Source organism: Desulforamulus reducens MI-1 (assembly GCF_000016165.1).
GTDB classification, from domain to species: Bacteria; Bacillota; Desulfotomaculia; order Desulfotomaculales; family Desulfotomaculaceae; genus Desulfotomaculum; species Desulfotomaculum reducens.
Window position 1 is genome coordinate 2,060,213 of the sequence record NC_009253.1, and the last position, 17,481, is coordinate 2,077,693.

The 17,481-nt window shown below is 43.7% G+C and carries 13 protein-coding genes and 1 pseudogene; all 14 read right to left on the reverse strand.

Annotated elements, in window-relative coordinates; translation table 11 throughout:
* Nucleotides 1-65: 65 nt before the first annotated feature.
* Nucleotides 66-389 carry a DUF4387 domain-containing protein gene (locus tag DRED_RS10025; RefSeq protein WP_011878211.1) on the reverse strand — a complete coding sequence of 108 codons (324 nt, stop codon included), beginning with the start codon at nucleotides 387-389 and terminating at the stop codon, nucleotides 66-68.
* Complete coding sequence (locus DRED_RS10030) at nucleotides 389-1,756, reverse strand: acyclic terpene utilization AtuA family protein (RefSeq protein ID WP_011878212.1); 1,368 nt, start codon at nucleotides 1,754-1,756, stop codon at nucleotides 389-391. Before DRED_RS10030 ends, DRED_RS10025 begins: the two co-directional genes overlap by 1 nt.
* Before the next feature lie 69 nt (nucleotides 1,757-1,825).
* A pseudogene (locus DRED_RS19780) lies at nucleotides 1,826-3,090 on the reverse strand (TRAP transporter large permease).
* 100 nt (nucleotides 3,091-3,190) lie between these two features.
* Nucleotides 3,191-4,432 carry a methionine gamma-lyase family protein gene (locus tag DRED_RS10040; RefSeq protein ID WP_011878213.1) on the reverse strand — a complete coding sequence of 414 codons (1,242 nt, stop codon included), beginning with the start codon at nucleotides 4,430-4,432 and terminating at the stop codon, nucleotides 3,191-3,193.
* A 41-nt stretch (nucleotides 4,433-4,473) separates the two neighbouring features.
* Nucleotides 4,474-5,430, reverse strand: coding sequence for an AAA family ATPase (locus tag DRED_RS10045; protein ID WP_011878214.1), 957 nt, complete (start codon nucleotides 5,428-5,430; stop codon nucleotides 4,474-4,476).
* A 107-nt stretch (nucleotides 5,431-5,537) separates the two neighbouring features.
* Nucleotides 5,538-5,780, reverse strand: coding sequence for an RNA chaperone Hfq (gene hfq / locus DRED_RS10050; RefSeq protein ID WP_011878215.1), 243 nt, complete (start codon nucleotides 5,778-5,780; stop codon nucleotides 5,538-5,540).
* Between the two features lie 48 nt (nucleotides 5,781-5,828).
* On the reverse strand, nucleotides 5,829-6,776 hold the full coding sequence (gene miaA / locus DRED_RS10055) for a tRNA (adenosine(37)-N6)-dimethylallyltransferase MiaA (RefSeq protein ID WP_041274572.1): 948 nt from the start codon (nucleotides 6,774-6,776) through the stop codon (nucleotides 5,829-5,831).
* The gene (locus tag DRED_RS10060; protein ID WP_011878217.1) at nucleotides 6,773-7,570 is read right to left on the reverse strand and encodes a class I SAM-dependent methyltransferase; all 798 of its coding nucleotides are present in this window, start codon (nucleotides 7,568-7,570) and stop codon (nucleotides 6,773-6,775) included. The genes miaA and DRED_RS10060 overlap by 4 nt, the downstream gene beginning before the upstream one ends.
* The gene (gene mutL, locus DRED_RS10065) at nucleotides 7,567-9,489 is read right to left on the reverse strand and encodes a DNA mismatch repair endonuclease MutL (protein ID WP_011878218.1); all 1,923 of its coding nucleotides are present in this window, start codon (nucleotides 9,487-9,489) and stop codon (nucleotides 7,567-7,569) included. The genes DRED_RS10060 and mutL overlap by 4 nt, the downstream gene beginning before the upstream one ends.
* Before the next feature lie 10 nt (nucleotides 9,490-9,499).
* Nucleotides 9,500-10,855, reverse strand: coding sequence for a histone deacetylase family protein (locus DRED_RS10070; protein WP_011878219.1), 1,356 nt, complete (start codon nucleotides 10,853-10,855; stop codon nucleotides 9,500-9,502).
* Nucleotides 10,852-12,534, reverse strand: coding sequence for a hydantoinase/oxoprolinase family protein (locus DRED_RS10075; RefSeq protein ID WP_011878220.1), 1,683 nt, complete (start codon nucleotides 12,532-12,534; stop codon nucleotides 10,852-10,854). The genes DRED_RS10070 and DRED_RS10075 overlap by 4 nt, the downstream gene beginning before the upstream one ends.
* Before the next feature lie 150 nt (nucleotides 12,535-12,684).
* Nucleotides 12,685-15,276 (reverse strand): DNA mismatch repair protein MutS, encoded by a 2,592-nt coding sequence (gene mutS / locus DRED_RS10080; protein ID WP_041274910.1) that lies wholly within the window; start codon nucleotides 15,274-15,276, stop codon nucleotides 12,685-12,687.
* 274 nt (nucleotides 15,277-15,550) lie between these two features.
* A complete protein-coding gene (locus tag DRED_RS10085; RefSeq protein WP_041274573.1) occupies nucleotides 15,551-15,925 on the reverse strand; it encodes a YlbF/YmcA family competence regulator in 375 nt (124 codons plus the stop codon).
* A 37-nt stretch (nucleotides 15,926-15,962) separates the two neighbouring features.
* Nucleotides 15,963-17,333, reverse strand: a complete 1,371-nt coding sequence (gene miaB, locus DRED_RS10090; protein WP_011878223.1) for a tRNA (N6-isopentenyl adenosine(37)-C2)-methylthiotransferase MiaB — start codon at nucleotides 17,331-17,333, stop codon at nucleotides 15,963-15,965.
* Nucleotides 17,334-17,481 lie beyond the last annotated feature (148 nt).

A 17,481-nucleotide genomic window follows, 5' to 3' on the forward strand; every position in this document is an offset into this window, starting at 1 on the left:
CGATTTTCTAATAGAATTGGGACAAACCTCGAAATTTTGTAGATTTTGCCGAAACTGGTATGGCTTTAATTTAATTCCACTTCCAAATCTAACAAAGGTGCATGTTGTTGTGCGCCATAAACATCGGTTTCCCCCAGCGCACCCGAAGGATATGGCCTTACAATGGTAGCCTTTATGGCATTAGCCGGAGAAAATTCGACAATGCCAATGACATCATCTTCCTGAATACCGTAGAGTTCTGCAATGGTGGTTTTATTGATAACCCTGGCTTTACAGGCTGCTTCATAGGACTCTTGATCTTTAAAAATAACATCCAGAGTCAATTCATAGGGACCAGAATTCTTACTTCTAATAACTGTGGCCAGTTGTGGTAGCTTCACTTTTGACATTATCCTTCCTCCCCTGTTTGAATAATTTCAGATGGAAAAAGCGTAACGGGGTTATCAACATAAAGTAAATGATAAATATTAAAGTTATATACAGCCCCAGCCTTAAAATCCGACGGAGAATAGGGGAATGCTAAGTTGCCAGCGGTAGCTACCCGGCCGGGATAACCATAATGAAGCATGGTAGAGCGAGCAAAGCTGCAAATAGTATTGGCAATTTCTTGGGTCTCTGCCACGGCATCTATGACAACCCCCAATTCATGAGAAGCACCAGAAGCCAAGGGTTCAAGATTACCCATCACACCATTTTTACCATAAATATTAAAATGTAGGAAATATTCATACCCGTAACGTTTGAAATTATCCTTAACACGTTCCCTCACAGCTTCAACAATTGTATCAATTTGTCCAATCATAATGGGGTCCCGACAACCTGCTATGGAAACTGTGCGGAAACCTACCCGCTTTGCCCCTTCCAGTTTAATTGTATAAGACTCACTGGGGACAAATTTACTTCCCGCTACCCTTACAGCTTTTTCATTTTCCTGTATAAAAGTCGTCCCCCGAAGATCCAATACCCCGCCAGGCCCCGGCAAGATATAGGGATTTGTTTTCTCATAAAGGGTATGGGCAGCCACTGAAGTAGTTGTACAACACCGATTAGGGTTTAAAGGTTCAACAATAAAGCAATCCTCTCTTAGGGTTCCCAGCAAACAATCACTGCCGCTCCCAGGCAAGGCGGCAATGGCACCGCATTCTAAAATCTTACCCATATGTATAGCTAGACCTTTATCAAAGCCAGCCATGATGGCCGAAGCGCTAAATACAGACGGATCATAGGCTCGACCTGCCAGGACGACCTTTGCACCCTTTTCTAATACTGCCATCACTGCTTCCGGCCCCATCTGTCCCACAATTCTTTCTGTAGCTATGATTTCCTCTTCAGTTAGGTCAGGGGCAGGGTGCAACGGCGATATTTTATTAGCTTTAAATTCCTCTAACACAAAGTTCTTACTTAGCTCTGCATGAATAATTCCCAGGGGAAAGTTCCATTTCCTTTCCTTGGCCAGTTCTAAAATTATTTCCAAATTCCATTGTAGATGTGCTTCTGCACCACAACCACCCGCTGTTCCAATGACGACAGGGATGTCTCTTTCTATGCCAGCTTCAATCATCAACTCTAAATCTCGTTTAACGGCAGCTCGATCGGTAAAGGAAACACCAGCTCCTAAATAGTAAGGGCCAGGGTCCGTGGACCCTGCATCAACTGCAATTAAATGTGGCTTGCGATCTAATCCCGCCTTAAAGGATTCCTCAGGAAAACCATAACCAAGAATGGCAGTCGGAGATAAAACCCTGTATTCTTTCAATTGTTAAATCCCTCCATAACAAAATAAGGTAAGACCACTGTCTTACCTTATTATATACCCAACTACCAGTTATTTCATTAAAACCCTTGGGACATATAGTGAAATATCCGGCCAGATAACAAAAGTAATGAGCATTATAATCATAAGTATAATAAAAGGTAATACTCCCTTCACTACATTTTCCAATCTATCCTTCGCCATGGCACTAACCACAAATAAGTTAAGGCCCACCGGTGGGGTTATCATGGCTAATTCCATATTAACCGTCATGACAACGGCAAATTGAATAGGGTCAATACCCAACTGATGAATCATAGGTAATAGAATAGGTAAGGTTATCAAGGTGATGGATACAGCTTCAAGGAATGTTCCCATGATAAAGAACATCAGGTTTGTAGAGAAAAAAAACAAGTATTTATTAAGATCATTTTCCGCAATCCAATCAGCTACCGAGTTAGGAACCTGATTAGTGGTAAGGAAAAAAGCAAAAATCATAGCTACAGCAATTATTAAAAAGATCATTGAGGAAATATTTATGGATCCACAAAGATAGACCGAATATCTTTTATATGCAATTCTTTATATATAAAGGACGATACAGCAATGGTGTAAAAAACCGAAAGTACGGCGGCTTCGGTGGGCGTTACAACACCTAGGTAGATGCTGCCAAGTATAAAAATAGGTAAAAACCCTCCGGGCAAAGCCTTGATGGTAGTTTTCCATCGTTCTTCCCAAGGGGCCTTGGGACCACGACCAAAACCATTTCTCTTTGCGGTTATAACTGCTGAAGTTAATAGTACCATTGCCATTAAAATACCTGGTAATAACCCTCCCATAAACAGCTTGCCAATGGATTCTTCTGCCACAACACCAAATACCACCATGGTGACACTTGGCGGAATCAAGATTCCCAGTGTACCACCCACTGCTACTAAGCCCATGGCATAGCGTTTCGGATAGCCATTATCAATCATGGCCGGAATCATAATGGCTCCAATGGCAGCAGCTGTGGCAGGACTGGAGCCATAAATGGCTGCGAATACAGCACAGGCAAGGATAGTCACCACCGCTAGGCCACCGGGCAAATGACCTAACCAAGCCCGCAAGAAATTAATCAGATATTTGGCAATACCTCCCCGGGACATTAAAACGCCAGCAAAAACAAAGGCAGGGATAGCCATTAAAGTAGGTGATAATAAGGCTGCAAACATTCGTTGTATAATCATATAAAGGCTAAAGTCCATAGTAAGAGCCAGCACAACAATAGCTGAGGTAGCCAGAGAAATACCAATGGGTACATTTAGCAAAAAAAGAATGATAAACAAACTAAAGATGTAAACGTATGCCTTATAATATTATGATGCATTCTATTTTATTATTAAAAAACCGTTAACGGTTCATTTTTTCCGTTAACGGTTTTTTAAATAGTAACTTCTATTTTATTTTTAAAACATTTTTGGCTGCGTTAATAACCCCAATCCGTACATATTCCTTTGACAGACCACCTTGCAGATATACCGCATAGGGCTGCCGTAACGGTGCGTCCGCAGTTAATTCCAAGGATGCACCTTGTACAAAGGTTCCTGCAGCCATGATAACATCGTCTTCATAACCAGGCATATAGTCTGGTTCCGGCAAAGCATGAGCATCCACCGGGGAGGCTCCTTGAATTCCTCTGCAGAAGGCCACTAATCTCTCCGGGGATTCCAATGCAATGGCTTGAATAATATCTGATCTTTGTTCATCATAGGCCGGAGAGACCTTAAATCCTAACCGTTCAAATAGCCTAGCCGCAAATACTGCTCCCTTTAGTGCCTCGGCAACAATATGGGGAGCAAGAAAGATCCCTTGAAACAGCAGTCCTTGATGCCCAAGGGATGGACCAACCTCAGCCCCAATACCGGGTGCTGTCCAACGATTCGCGGCCCGTTCCACCAAATCTTTACGACCCGCAACATACCCGCCGGTTGGAGCTAATCCCCCTCCGGGGTTTTTCATTAGAGAACCGGCAATTAAATCAGCTCCTATGGCCGTGGGTTCCAGCGTTTCCACTAATTCTCCGTAACAATTATCAACAAATACATAAACCTGGGGAGCGCGTTTTTTGATATAATTGATTAGCTTTTGAAGTTCTGCCATAGTTAAGGAAGGGCGCCAGGCATAACCCCTGGACCTTTGAACAAGCATAACTCTTGTTCGGGGGTTTAATGCTGCTTCGATACCTTCCCAATCCAGCGTTCCCTCCGGTGTCAGTTCTACCTGATTGTAACTAATCCCTAGATCTTTTAGCGAACCCGGTGCATTACCCCTTTTACCAATAATTTCCTCCAGGGTATCATAGGGTGATCCTTGTACCGCCAACAACTCATCGCCAGGTCTTAACATACCAAACAAGGCAATGGCTATGGCGTGGGTCCCTGAGACAATTTGGCCCCTTACCAGTGCTGCTTCGGCTCCGAAAATATGGGCATATATTTTTTCCAGGGCCTCACGGCCAGTATCGTTATAACCATAGCCAGTTGTTCCCCGCAAATGGTAGTCGGAAGTCTTGGCCAGATGAAAACCCTTCAGTACCCTCTGATGATTGGTCATTGCTCTGGCTTCAATTTCTCGATATACAGACTGTACTTCCATTTCTACTTCATTGGCTAACTTGTCCAAAATATCTAGATGCATAATTCCTCCGTTTTGTCAATTAGATTTAGGCCCTGAAGGTATTATATTCCCTCCAGAGCCTCTGTCAAGTCTTCTTTATTGATAGCCATTAGGTCCTGCCTGGTTATTTTTTTTCTTGCTATTAATCGAACAGCCTGCATTCGCATGGCCCTCTCTATTAAGTTACGAACTAACCTGGCATTGCCACTATGCTCGTGTTTACGAGTCTGCTGCGCAACAATCTTATATAATTCCTCCCTGGCCATTGGAGCCAATACATATTGGCGCTGTTTTAACATAAGGTCAGCAATATCCATTAGTTGATCAATGGAATAGTCTGGGAAGGTAATATGTATTGGGAAACGTGAACGCAAACCGGGATTGGTTTCCATAAAGTAGTCCATTTCATCTTGATAACCCGCCAGGATAATAATTAAATTATCCTTATTGTTTTCCATACTTGTTACCATAGAATCAATGGCTTCCTTGCCGAAATCCTTTTCGCCGCCTCTGGCTAATGAGTAGGCTTCATCAATAAAAAGAATACCGCCGATGGCTTTTTTTATTTGATCACGGGTTTTCGCCGCCGTATGACCGATGTATTCACCAACCAAGTCAGCCCGCTCAACCTCAATTAGATGTCCCTTCGGCAAAACGGCCATTTCTTTAAAGAGTCGACCAATAATCCTGGCCACAGTGGTTTTTCCTGTACCAGGATTACCCTTGAAAATCATATGCAGTACCATGGGTTCAAAAATTAACTTTTCTTTTTGTCTAAGCCTTTGAATCTCCACAAAGGCTTGAATTTCCCTAACTAGTTTTTTAACACTATCAAGGCCGATTAACTGGTCCAATTCTCCCAAAATCTCTTGGGTCGCTTTGCGGTCTATTTCTTCCAGTAACTGTGATTTCTCCTGTTGGACTGATTGCCTGGTTGGTAAAGAAGGTTTTTTTATCATACCAACCTGCTTTGGCGGTTCAAACCTAGGCGGATATTTCCACATACTAATTTTGACCATGGAAGCACCTCCGGGCAAATATAACTCGTTATCATTATACGCTCGGAGGTTGCAATAGTGACCAAAAATCAAGAAGCCCCTCCATCAGGAGGGGCAATTGGGCCTGATTATATCGGTTTATTTTCCGAAAAGGAGGTATTAACAGGACGAAGCGGGCTAATGGTAGAAATGGCATGTTTGTATACCATCAGTTGCTTCCCGTCACTTTCCAAAATAACAGTAAAATTATCAAAACCCTTAACCATTCCTTTTAATTGAAAACCATTAATAAGGAAAATGGTAACAGGGATATTTTCCTTTCTAACTTGATTCAGAAAGGCATCTTGTAAATTTATCTGGGGTTTAGTCATGAGGGTTCCCTCCATTGGAAAATATTTTCTATTTTTATTTAAATGTTTCTACAAAGTTAAAAAATCTCCTGCCATTTGCTTCATAATTTCATTCGCAACAGCCTTTTTATTTTCAAAACGATCCATTTCAATCCAAAAAATTCTATTATCAGCTCGAAACCACGTAAGTTGGCGTTTGGCAAAACGTCTAGTATTTCGTTTAAGAATCTCTACGGCCTCCGGCAAAGAATACTCTCCCTTTAAGTAGCCGATAATTTCTTTATAACCCAGCCCTTGTAATGCAGTTCCCAGGCCATTGTATTGCTCCACCAATTCCTTTACCTCAGTCAGCAACCCTCTTGCCATCATCAGATCGACCCGCTGTTCAATCCTTTGGTATAGTAATTGCCGATCCATCGTTAACCCAAACATTTTTAAGTTATATTTCGGCTTCTCTACTTGATCTTTATACTGGTATTCCGCAATTGTTTTCCCGGTTTGATAATAAACCTCCAAAGCCCGGATGACCCGTCTCAGGTCATTGGGGTGCAGGCGTTCAGCTGATTGTGGATCAACCTCAGATAATTTTTTATGCATGGCTGCCGCCCCCACTTGTTCTGCTTCACGCTTAAGACACTCTCTCAACCGATCATCCTTCGGTGCTGTGGTAAAATCATAGTGATCAATTACAGATCGAATATAAAGCCCCGTACCACCCACCAGGAGAGGCAAATTGCCACGATCAATAATTTGGTTAATGAGTTCCTCCACTCTACTTTGATACGTGGCTACACTGAATTCTTCATTAGGGTTAACAATGTCAATCATATGGTGGGGAATGCCTGCCATCTCTTCAAGGGTGGGTTTAGCCGTTCCAATGTCCATGTCACGATAAACTAACATGGAGTCAGCAGAAATCACTTCCCCCTTTACTCTTTTAGCTAGTTCTATAGCTACATTAGTTTTGCCAGAAGCCGTAGGCCCTACAATGGCTATTAACGGCTTTAATGCTTCTATTTTAAAACACCGCCTTTTATTACACCGTAGGCCACCGGGGAATATCTTCCCCCCTGGATCAGTTGAAAGTTTAGTCGTTGAAATTCTTGGCTTTCTCTGTTCTCCTTCATGACCACCCTCTTCCTAGCCACTCGGACTGCCTCTGCCACAGCTTCAATGGACAAAGGACTGCTATTGGCCAGATCTCGTAATGGAGCCATCGAACTTGATTTAACCTTTGGTACCCTGAACATAGGATCAAAATAAACAACATCAAAGGTGTTGCTGGGTAGATTGCGAAGATAATGCAAATGATGTTGGTTAACCACCTGTATCCTACGCATAGCATTTATCAATTCCGGCTTTTCACCGGTATAACTTCTAAGGCCCCGAGCAATAATATGCGCCACTGGAGCAGCATCCTCTAACCCTACAATGATACCCTTGGTTCCCACCACATAACTGGCCACCAAGGCATCAGCAGCCAATCCCAGGGTACAATCCAACAGGGAGTCTCCTTCCTGGAGGTCCATTGCTTTTATCATTTGGTCAGTTTTCCCAGCCTGTAGTTCCTTTATACGTAATTTAGCTAATCCTGGATGAAAAAAGAATTCTTTTCCATTGGTAACTAAAGAAAGTTTCTGGTGGCTGACCAATAATATAGTGGAAGCACCTGTCATTTCTCTAATGAAATCCAGTGAATATTTCTCCCTTGGTTGATAGGGTATCTTCCACTCTCTACTTAATTCCAGGGCCTTTTCCTCCAGGTTTTTCCTGCTTCTAATTCCAGTGGTGATAACAAGGGAATCATTCATCGTTTGAACCTTTTCTTCAACTCCTCTTGACTAATCTGAATCAAAGTTGGTCTACCATGGGGACAAGTATAGGGCTTTTGACACCTCGCCAAGCCATCCAGCAACGCTTTCGTTTCGACAGCACTAAAGTGCTGTCCGGACTTAACCGCATCCCGACAGGCCATGGCTGCTGCCAGATGATCCAAAACCAGATTCTTTTCGACTTTTTGGGAAGGATTTTCTTGCAATCTTGCCAACAAGTCCAAAAATACCTCTTTGGGTTCTGTTATAGCGTTTGTGGGAACACCCCTCAACAAAAAAGTATCTCCACCAAAGTGCTCCAGTATAAAGCCAAGTTCATTAAAGTCCACAATATGCTTGATAATCAATTGAGCCTCATGATGGGGAATTTCAAGGGTCAGGGGTTCCAGAAGCATTTGCGCTTCTACATAATTGCCTAAAAGATAAAGATATTTCTCGTAAAGCACCCGTTCATGTGCCGCATGCTGATCAATGATATACAAGCCACCTTCTCCGTGGGCTAAAACATAGGTTGGCGGTACCTGACCAGCGGGTACTAAGACAGGAAAACCCAGTGTCTCTGCGGGTTGGTAAGTGTTCGGGTTTTCTTTCAATTGCTGTTCTTTAACATCCACTACCGGAGGGATCTCTTCTCTATTGATAGAACTTCCTTCATCGGGTAGAAGGCTATTTTTTCCCCTGACAGGAGCAATCCTTCGGGAAGAAAAATGAAGCTGTTCCTGGTCATGCCGGGGGGGCATTATTTTGCCGCTGGGTAAATCACAGGCAACCAATCTTGGATGCTGGGACTCTTTTGGTTGAAGTTCCTTTTCCTTACTATCCGGTTTAACCTCCAGATTTTCTGCCCTTTGATCCGTTGCTGTGTTCTTTGTCCTGCCGGGCATGATTTCCCATAACCCGGTAATAGCTGTCGGTACATTGAGGGAGTCACTGAGGGCTGCCAACAACTCTTCCTGAATCTCCCCTTCCCTTGCCATACGAATCTCCATTTTGGTAGGATGTACATTGACATCAACCTGGGTAGGATCAATATCTATGTGTAATATGGCAATGGGAAAACGCCCCGCGGGAATCAAGGTATCGTAGGCCTGCTGTAATATAGAGGAAAGAAAACCACTTCGAATATATCGTCCATTGATAAAGAAATTTTGATAATGCCGGGAGGCTCTAGTTAGAACAGGTTTTGAAATCAGTCCAGCTACTGAAAGCAGTTTCCCCTGATAGCCTATCTCCAACATGCTTCTCACATTATCCAGCCCAAAGATCACCGCCGCCGTGTCTTTTAACGACCCGGTGCCCGGACTTGAGAATAGCACCCTGTTACCGCTGCGTAATTCAAAACGAACGTCTGGACGAGCCATGGCCAGCCTGGTTATTAAATCACTTACCTGACTGGTCTCTGCATTGGCTGTTTTAAGGAACTTTCTTCTGGCCGGAGTATTAAAAAATAAATCCTTTATCTCAATGATTGTGCCAACGGGACACCCCGTTGGCACAACATTTTGCATATAGCCACCTTCAATTTGCATGGTTGTACCGGCCAGTTCATCTTCTGTTCGAGTGGTTAGGGTTACCTTAGAGACTGCAGCAATACTGGGTAGTGCTTCTCCTCGAAACCCTAAGGTTAAAATACTATTTAAATCCTCTGCCCTTTTTATTTTACTAGTGGCATGGCGCAGAAAGCAAAGCTGAACATCCTCTGCTGGCATTCCGTAGCCATTATCCACCACTTTAATGCCAGTTATGCCACCCTGTGTTAACTCAACACTTATTCTATTGGCACCGGCATCCAAGCTGTTTTCCACTAATTCTTTAACAACAGAAACCGGACGTTCCACCACTTCTCCAGCTGCTATTTTGTTAGCCGTGGCTTCATCCAATATAGTAATGTTTGACAAGTTGTCACCCCTAACCGTCTGAGCGTATTTCTCTGTTGCCCAGCCGTTGATAAATCATAAAGGTATCAGTAGATTTATCTTGCAGATAAATGTAATCAAAGTGAGGGTCCCCTTTGGCCTGCTCATAACTTTCCCACGCCTCTGCCTGACATGATTTGCATGACTGGAAGGGGATGCTGATGGCACAAATCCTATAGTGCTTACCATTGGGATGGTATGCCTGCGAATCTAAACTAATAAACCCAGAGCACTGATCACAGACCCGAACCTTTTCAATTTGTTTTTCTTCTATATAATGTGTATCGTAAAAAATGGGCTTTGTTCTCTGATAAAAACCAGTTCCCTTAGCTAGGGTGTATTTATCAAACTGGTGACGTTTAGCCCAAATTTCTTGCAGTTCCTCTACGACACGACCAATTTCCGAGGTCACCTTAGGGCTTTCTTTAAATTTGGCAGGGTTATATTCCGGCTCAACTACAGACGTATAATCCTTCCCTGCCAGGGCCAGCAGGATTGCTAGATTTACATAGGGCAACGCCGTTTCAATGGCATAACCCCCTTCGAGGACTGCAAGATTTGGTTTTAATTTTTCCGTTAACCTTGCGTACCCCTGGGCAGTGATTTTCATTCGTCCCAGAGGATCAGTGAAGTGATTATCCTGTCCTGCCGAATTGACAACAAAATCCGGTTGGAAATCCTTCAAGATAGGAAGTATCAGATGATCCATCACATAGTGCAGACCGGAATCCGTTACACCGGGTGGTAGGGGTATGTTGATGGTAGATGCGTATGCGCCAGGACCCCCTAACTCATAGGTAAAACCAGTGCCCGGATAAATGGTGCGACCATCTTGATGAAAGGAAATAAAAAGCACATCGGGATCATGGTAAAAAATATCCTGGGTACCGTCTCCGTGATGAACATCCGTATCCACAATGGCGATTTTTTTAACCCCGTAGGTTTTTCTAAGATATTCGACGAGAACAGCTTCATTATTAATATTGCAAAATCCCCGATTTCCGTGAACAACCCGCATGGCATGGTGTCCTGGGGGTCGCACTAGGGCAAACCCATTGGCAATTTCCCCAGCCATCACTCTATCGCCTAAGTCAATGGCCGCTCCGGCTGCAATCCGATGTGCATCTAAAACTTGCTCCTCTACATTGGGCACACAGAAATGAACCCGGGCGATGTCATGTTTTGAAGCCATGCGTGGAGCATATTGCTGGATTTCCGGCAGATCTAAAATACCCTCTTCAAACATTTGATCCCTGGTATAAAGGAGGCGCTCCTCCCGTTCGGGGTGCGTTGGCGAAATTGCCCAATCGAAGGCAGGAAAAAAGATAACGCCGGTTTTTTTGCTCATGGTAAAAACCTCCCCCCGGTTCCGATATGAGCCAGAATCCCCCTGGGTGTTTGCACCGAAATGTGAAATAATCTGCCAGTGGTTTGCCAATCTCGAACCACATTAAAAACATCCTGATTGATTATTTCTATTTCATCAACATAACTACGCAAATTCATTTTCTCAGCCCGTTTTAACAACCAGGATTTTGTCAGTTCAACGGCAGAGAGTTCATCCAGTTTGCCGGCTAATTGGCCCTGGTACCCCTCCTCCTCCACAATGTAAATCTGCCGCTCTGTATCGGCCATTAGATTTACTTGTAAGGTAGGCCGGGCAACCGCTGCTCCGATGGCATTGGCCACCGGGGCATGGGGAGGCAATATAGGGGTACATCCTAATCTTGCAGCGATTTGAGGAACAAAACCAGCGGCTCCTCCCCCTACCCCCACAACATTTTGCGGGCGCACTTTGCACTTTTGTATAACCTCCCATACACGGTAAGCCGGTTCTTGCTCCCACTCCATATACATTCGCTCTATTTCAACAACCACCATGTCAATAACCAAATTTACAATGGCCTGGGCAACTTCCCTGACACCCATGCCCAAGGGAGCTCCCAGGATAGTCATTGCCTCGTGGGCTCTATCCTCATCACCAATTTGGCTAATTCCCATGACCCGTAAGGCATCCGTTGGTGTAGGCATGGGCCCCCCCAAGCAATAGGCAGGACCCATTCTTTCTGAGTAAATAATAAACTCTTTTCCTACCCTTTCTACAACGCTATCCCCACCCACTGGAACTGAATGCACTGCTAAAGCTCTGACCTGTGTATAACGTTCTCCGATCTTTGCCCCCTTGGAAGCCAACAAAGGATTACCTGATAAAACTAAAGCTAAATCCGTGGTGGTCCCTCCAATATCCACCACCAAAGAGGTTTCCCCCGGCGGTGTTAAGGCTTGTACGCCTAGGGTACTGGCAGCAGGTCCGGAAAAAATGGTTTCTACCGGAACTTCTTCCGAAGCGCTAAGAGGTAGTGTTCCCCCATCCGCTTTTAAGATAAAAACAGTTGCCGTTATATTTCTACGCGCCATAGCATCCCTTACAGCCTTAGTAAAATAACGATACTTCTGGCGGGTTGCACAGGTTAGAACCGTATTGGCTATGCGCCGAGGAAAGTTTAGTTTTCCCCCAGCCCTATGTCCCATTTCTACCTGCCAGTCTGGATGATGTTTGTTTATGAAGTCAGCGACCTTTACTTCGTGGCTATTGTTTCTAGTGGAAAACTTTCCGATCACAGCCACCTTGTTATAACCCTTGGCTTCCAACCAGGCAAGAACCTCCTCCATTTGGGAAGGTTGCAATGGTATGATCTCTCTTCCGCGATAATCAATGGCCCCATTTAAACAAAACACATCGTCCTGATCCCGTAAGTCTGAAAAAGTTCTGCCGGGCCCAGGCATTATGACGACCCCAACCGGGTCATATTTCTTTTCTGCAATTAAATTTGTAACCAGAGTTGTACTAAAGACAACTCTTTCTATCTTATGACTGGGTATTCCCTTTAGCAGGTTATCCAGTGCATCTCCCAGGGAAATTAATAAGTCATCCTGGGTTTCCACCTTGGCAGTTGCACAAACAGCACCGCCATCCAGCAACACAGCATCGGTGCATGTGCCGCCAACATCTATACCGATCAACATGACGGGCCTCCTAACTAATTTTTTATAGAGGGACCATATCCTTCGTCAACAAACACTTGACTCTCCCGCATGGACCCATATTTCCAGTTTAACACATTCTCTTTAATCCTTGCACCAAACAAATTAAAGTATATAAAAAAAACCTAAATATCATTGCATTTCCCGCAATCTCTTTTGTAGATTGTCTAAAAAGTTCAAACTCTCTAACGGTGTCATATTTGTAAGATTTAAGGCCAAAATTTCTTCTTTCACTTGGTCTTCCTGGGGTGTAAACATAGCCAATTGTTCACTGGCAGCTGCAATCTGTGTTTTTCCTGCCACCACTTCCTGAGCCGCCCTTTGGTGAAATTCCAATTGCATTACCAACTCACTGGCTCTTCTGATAATTGATGTGGGTAGTCCGGCCAGTCTGGCACAATGTACACCATAGCTTTTGCTGGCCTTTGACCGAACCACCTTACGCAGGAAAACCACTTCATCTCCTTGCTCCTTTACAGCCGTGGCATAGTTTTTAAGTCCCCTCAAAAGCCCCTCCAGTTCAGCCAACTCATGGTAATGGGTAGAAAAAAGAGTACGACAGCCCACTTCATCATGTAAAAATTCAATAACCGATTGAGCAATGGCCATCCCTTCTAGATTGGAAGTTCCCCTGCCAAGTTCATCTATAATAACTAAGCTTTTGGCTGTGGCATGGTCAATTATTTGCTTGGTTTCGTACATTTCCACCATAAAGGTACTTTGACCCGAAGTTAGATCATCCGAAGCACCTACTCGAGCAAAGATTCGATCCACAATGCCAATCCGGGCACGTTGGGCAGGTACGAAACTACCCACCTGAGCCATTAAGACAATTAATGCCACCTGTCTCTGATAGGTACTTTTGCCACCCATATTGGGGCCGGTTATTAAACATAAACGTTCCTCTTTTATGTCTAAATAGGTATCATTGGGGACAAACCCACCTAGGCCCTGGGTATTTTCCACCACTGGGTGCCGACCATCTTTGATCTCAATAATGCCGTTGTCTGTTACCTCAGGACGAACAAAACCATTTCTAACTGCCACTTCTGCCAGAGAAACCAAAGCATCAATCTCTGATAACAGGGCCGCGGTTTTTTGAATGCTGGATACCTCCGCAGCAACTTTGGCACGAATAGCAACAAATAGGTTGTATTCTAGTTCCACCAACCGATCCTCTGCCCCCAGAATCATGCTTTCATATTCCTTCAGCTCTGGTGTTATAAATCGTTCAGCATTGGCCAAGGTTTGTCGGCGCTGATAGTATTCTGGCACCATACTTAGATTTGCACGGGTAACCTCCAGGTAATAGCCAAAAACCTTGTTAAAACCAACTTTAAGGTTCTTAATACCAGTATTCTCTTTTTCCCTGGCTTCCAAGCCCGCCAGCCAAGTTTTGCCATCCCTCGCAGCGTTTCTAAGCTGGTCAACTTCCTGGTCAAAGCCATCTTTTATTAATCCCCCATCCCTTAAGGATACCGGTGGATTTTCAGCCAAGGCCAAGTCTAATACTTTCCGTAAATCAGACAGCGTGTTAAACTCTGTATAGATCCTCTTTAACCGTGTGCTGCTAACCGCTGCTAGGGCGTCATGAATAAAAGGTAGCTTCTCCAGGGACCCTCGCAGGGCAATCATATCCCTGCCATTGGCACTGCCATAGGCCGCCCGAGCCGCCAGACGCTCCAGGTCATAGATTTGTTTTAAAGCACCGCTAATTTCCTCCCTTAGTAGAATGGAATTAACCAGTTCCTCCACTGCATCTAAGCGTTCCTGAATTTTTAACGTATCAATAAGGGGTTGCTCTAACCAATTCTTTAACATTCGCCCGCCCATGGCGGTCTTGGTTGCATCAAGCACCCACAAAAGAGTTCCCCTTTTATCTCCATCTCTGAGGGATTTAGAAATTTCCAAGTTGCGTCTGGCTATGCCATCCAGCATCATATAAGCCCTGGGGGAATAGGCTGTGATCTCGGTAATATGATTTAATTGTCGTTTTTGGGTATTAATTAAATACTGCAATAAAATACCTGCAGCCATACAAACAGCCGGCCTATCTTTATATACTGCGCTTACTTTCTGGCCAAACTGATTATTTAGTAACTCTATGTAATCTGAAACCTGCTGAGTTTCTTCTAGGGTTGTAAATACTGTAGACGGCAGAAAATTAAAGGCTTGAACAGTCTTTTCGTGTTTTTTCAAATCCGGTGTTAGTAATACTTCCCGGGGAGTCAAACGCAGGATCTCATCCAACAAGCTCTCCAATGACCAATGGCCTTCCATTTCTGTCACCTGAAACAAGCCGGTAGATAGATCTGCCACAGCCATTCCACAATTATTAGAGCTTGTCTGACTGATGGCCACCAAGTAATTGTTATCCTTTTCGCTTAGCATACTGCCGTCCATCAGAGTACCCGGGGTAATCACCCGAATCACTTCTCGTTTAACAATACCCTTCGTTACCTTTGGGTCCTCTACCTGTTCACAAATCGCAACTTTATAACCCTTTTCAATTAATTTACTGATATAGCTATCCGCAGCATGAAAGGGTACACCGCACATGGGAACTCGCTCAGGTTCCCCGGCATCTCGACCTGTGAGCGTTATTTCAAGTTCCTGGGATGCTAGCTTGGCATCCTCGAAAAACATTTCGTAAAAATCTCCTAATCTAAAAAACAAAATAGTATTGGGATGTTGCTTTTTAATATCCAAATACTGTTGCATCATTGGCGTTAAGGCCACAAATATCTCCCTCCCGTACCAATTATAACATAGCTATCCAGAGGGCTAAAGAAAACTTGGTTTACGCCCATACCCATAGGGAACAAGTATGCCTTAGTTGCCCTTATGCAAGTAGGATAGTTTTATACAAAAGAAAAACCCCCTTGGTTCACTGTTCAATACCAAGGAGGTTTTTCAGTATATTAACATTAGAAAGTTTGCTACTTTTTCCCATATGAACGCATATTAAATGTCGTAGACCTACGACAAGTAACTAGCCTCAACTGAAGGTGCCGCAGCTCGAACAACCCTGGGGCTCTTTAGGGCCTTCAATTCCCTCACTGATTTGATCATTAACTTGATTTAGGAATTTTTGAAATTTCTCCTGAATTTCTGCAAATTCACGAATCAAGTTATTACCCATCATCTGATCTTCCATGGCGTGGGCATCATTTAACTGCTCATCTGTTAGTTCTTTCCCCTGCATACGATACATTTGATGAGATTGTTGAAGTTGCTGAAATTTTTCAATTAATGCCAATGCGTCAACATCTGCCATCATAGCAGCTTCTTTTGCCCGCATGGTTTTGTATTCCTCAGACTGGGCAATGAGTTTACCCAATTCTAAAGCTCTCTCTAAAACCACATTACTCATATTTTTCACCTCCCCCAAGGATATAAGAGAATTTATGCTAGGTACCATTGGGTACCACTTCTCCCTCTAACAAATTTGGACGTCCCTTTGTGATTCTAATCTGCACCAGTTGCCCTGGCAAGTGACCAGACCCTTGAAAAACAACAAGTTTGTTTGTTCTGGTACGTCCCGCCAACAGATCCGGGTTGGTTTTGGTCTCTCCCTCTACCAGGACTTCTAAGACCCTGCCCTCTTCCCGTTGGTTATTTTCAAGAGAAATAAGGTTTTGTAGTTCAATTAACCTTTGTATACGTTCACTCTTGACCTCCTCCGAAACTTGTTCCAGCTTGGCCGCCGGAGTTCCGGAACGAATATTGTATACAAAGGTGAAGGCACTATCATACCGAACCTGCTTCACTAAATCAAGGGTCTCCTGAAAATCTTCCTCAGTTTCTCCCGGGAACCCAACCATTAGATCTGCAGTAATACTGGCATTGGGAACCCTCTCTTTGATCTTTCTAATTAACTCCAAATAATGTTCCCTGGTGTAACCACGGTTCATCATTTTTAATACTCGATTACTACCAGCCTGTGCAGGAAGATGGTAATGTTCACAAACCTTTTTTGCGGATGCCACCACTTCTATAAGCCTCTGATCAAAGTCTCTGGGGTGCGAGGTCATAAACCTTACACGCTCCAGTCCCGTAATATCATCAATAGCCATCAGAAGATCTGCAAAACGGTAATTATTCTTAAAATCTTTGCCGTAGGAATTTACATTTTGCCCAAGCAAGGTCACTTCTTTATAGCCTTCCTGAACTAATTCCTTTATCTCATCAATAATATCTTCGGGTTGGCGACTGCGCTCTCTGCCTCTGACATAGGGCACAATGCAGTAGGTGCAGAAGTTATTACACCCGTACATGATGGTTACCCAAGCCTTTAGTTTATCCTTACGTTTTACTGGAATGCTTTCCGTGATTCCTTTTTCAGTGGCCCAAACTTCCAGCACTGCCTCATGGTTTTCCTGTACTTGATGAATCATGCGAGGCAATTCATGAATATTATGGGTGCCAAAAATCAAATCAACGAAGGGAAAACTACGTCTAATGCGCTTGGCCGCATCTTCCTGTTGGGACATACAACCACAAACACCTAAAATCAGATCTGGTTTCGCCACCTTCAGTTTTCTCAGACGTCCCAGTAGACCAAAGACTTTGCTCTCAGCTGTCTCCCGGACACAACAGGTATTTAACAAAATAATATCTGCTTCTTCTTGAGCACTCGTAGGACAATAACCCAAATCCTCCAGCATACCAGCTAGGGATTCTGCGTCCCTTTCGTTCATTTGGCAACCAAAGGATTGAATAAGGTACAGTTTAGAATTATTCATTGCATTTGTCATTTTATCTTGGTGCTTTTCAGCCATCTATCTGTTTTCCTCCAAAAAGCTAAAATGGAAAGTTCATGGCGAACAATAACATTTTCCCATATTTACTAAGGGATTGCAAACTATTACTTTTAGTTTTAGAAAATTGTAAGGGAATAATACTATTTTGGTTAAGATAAAACTCATA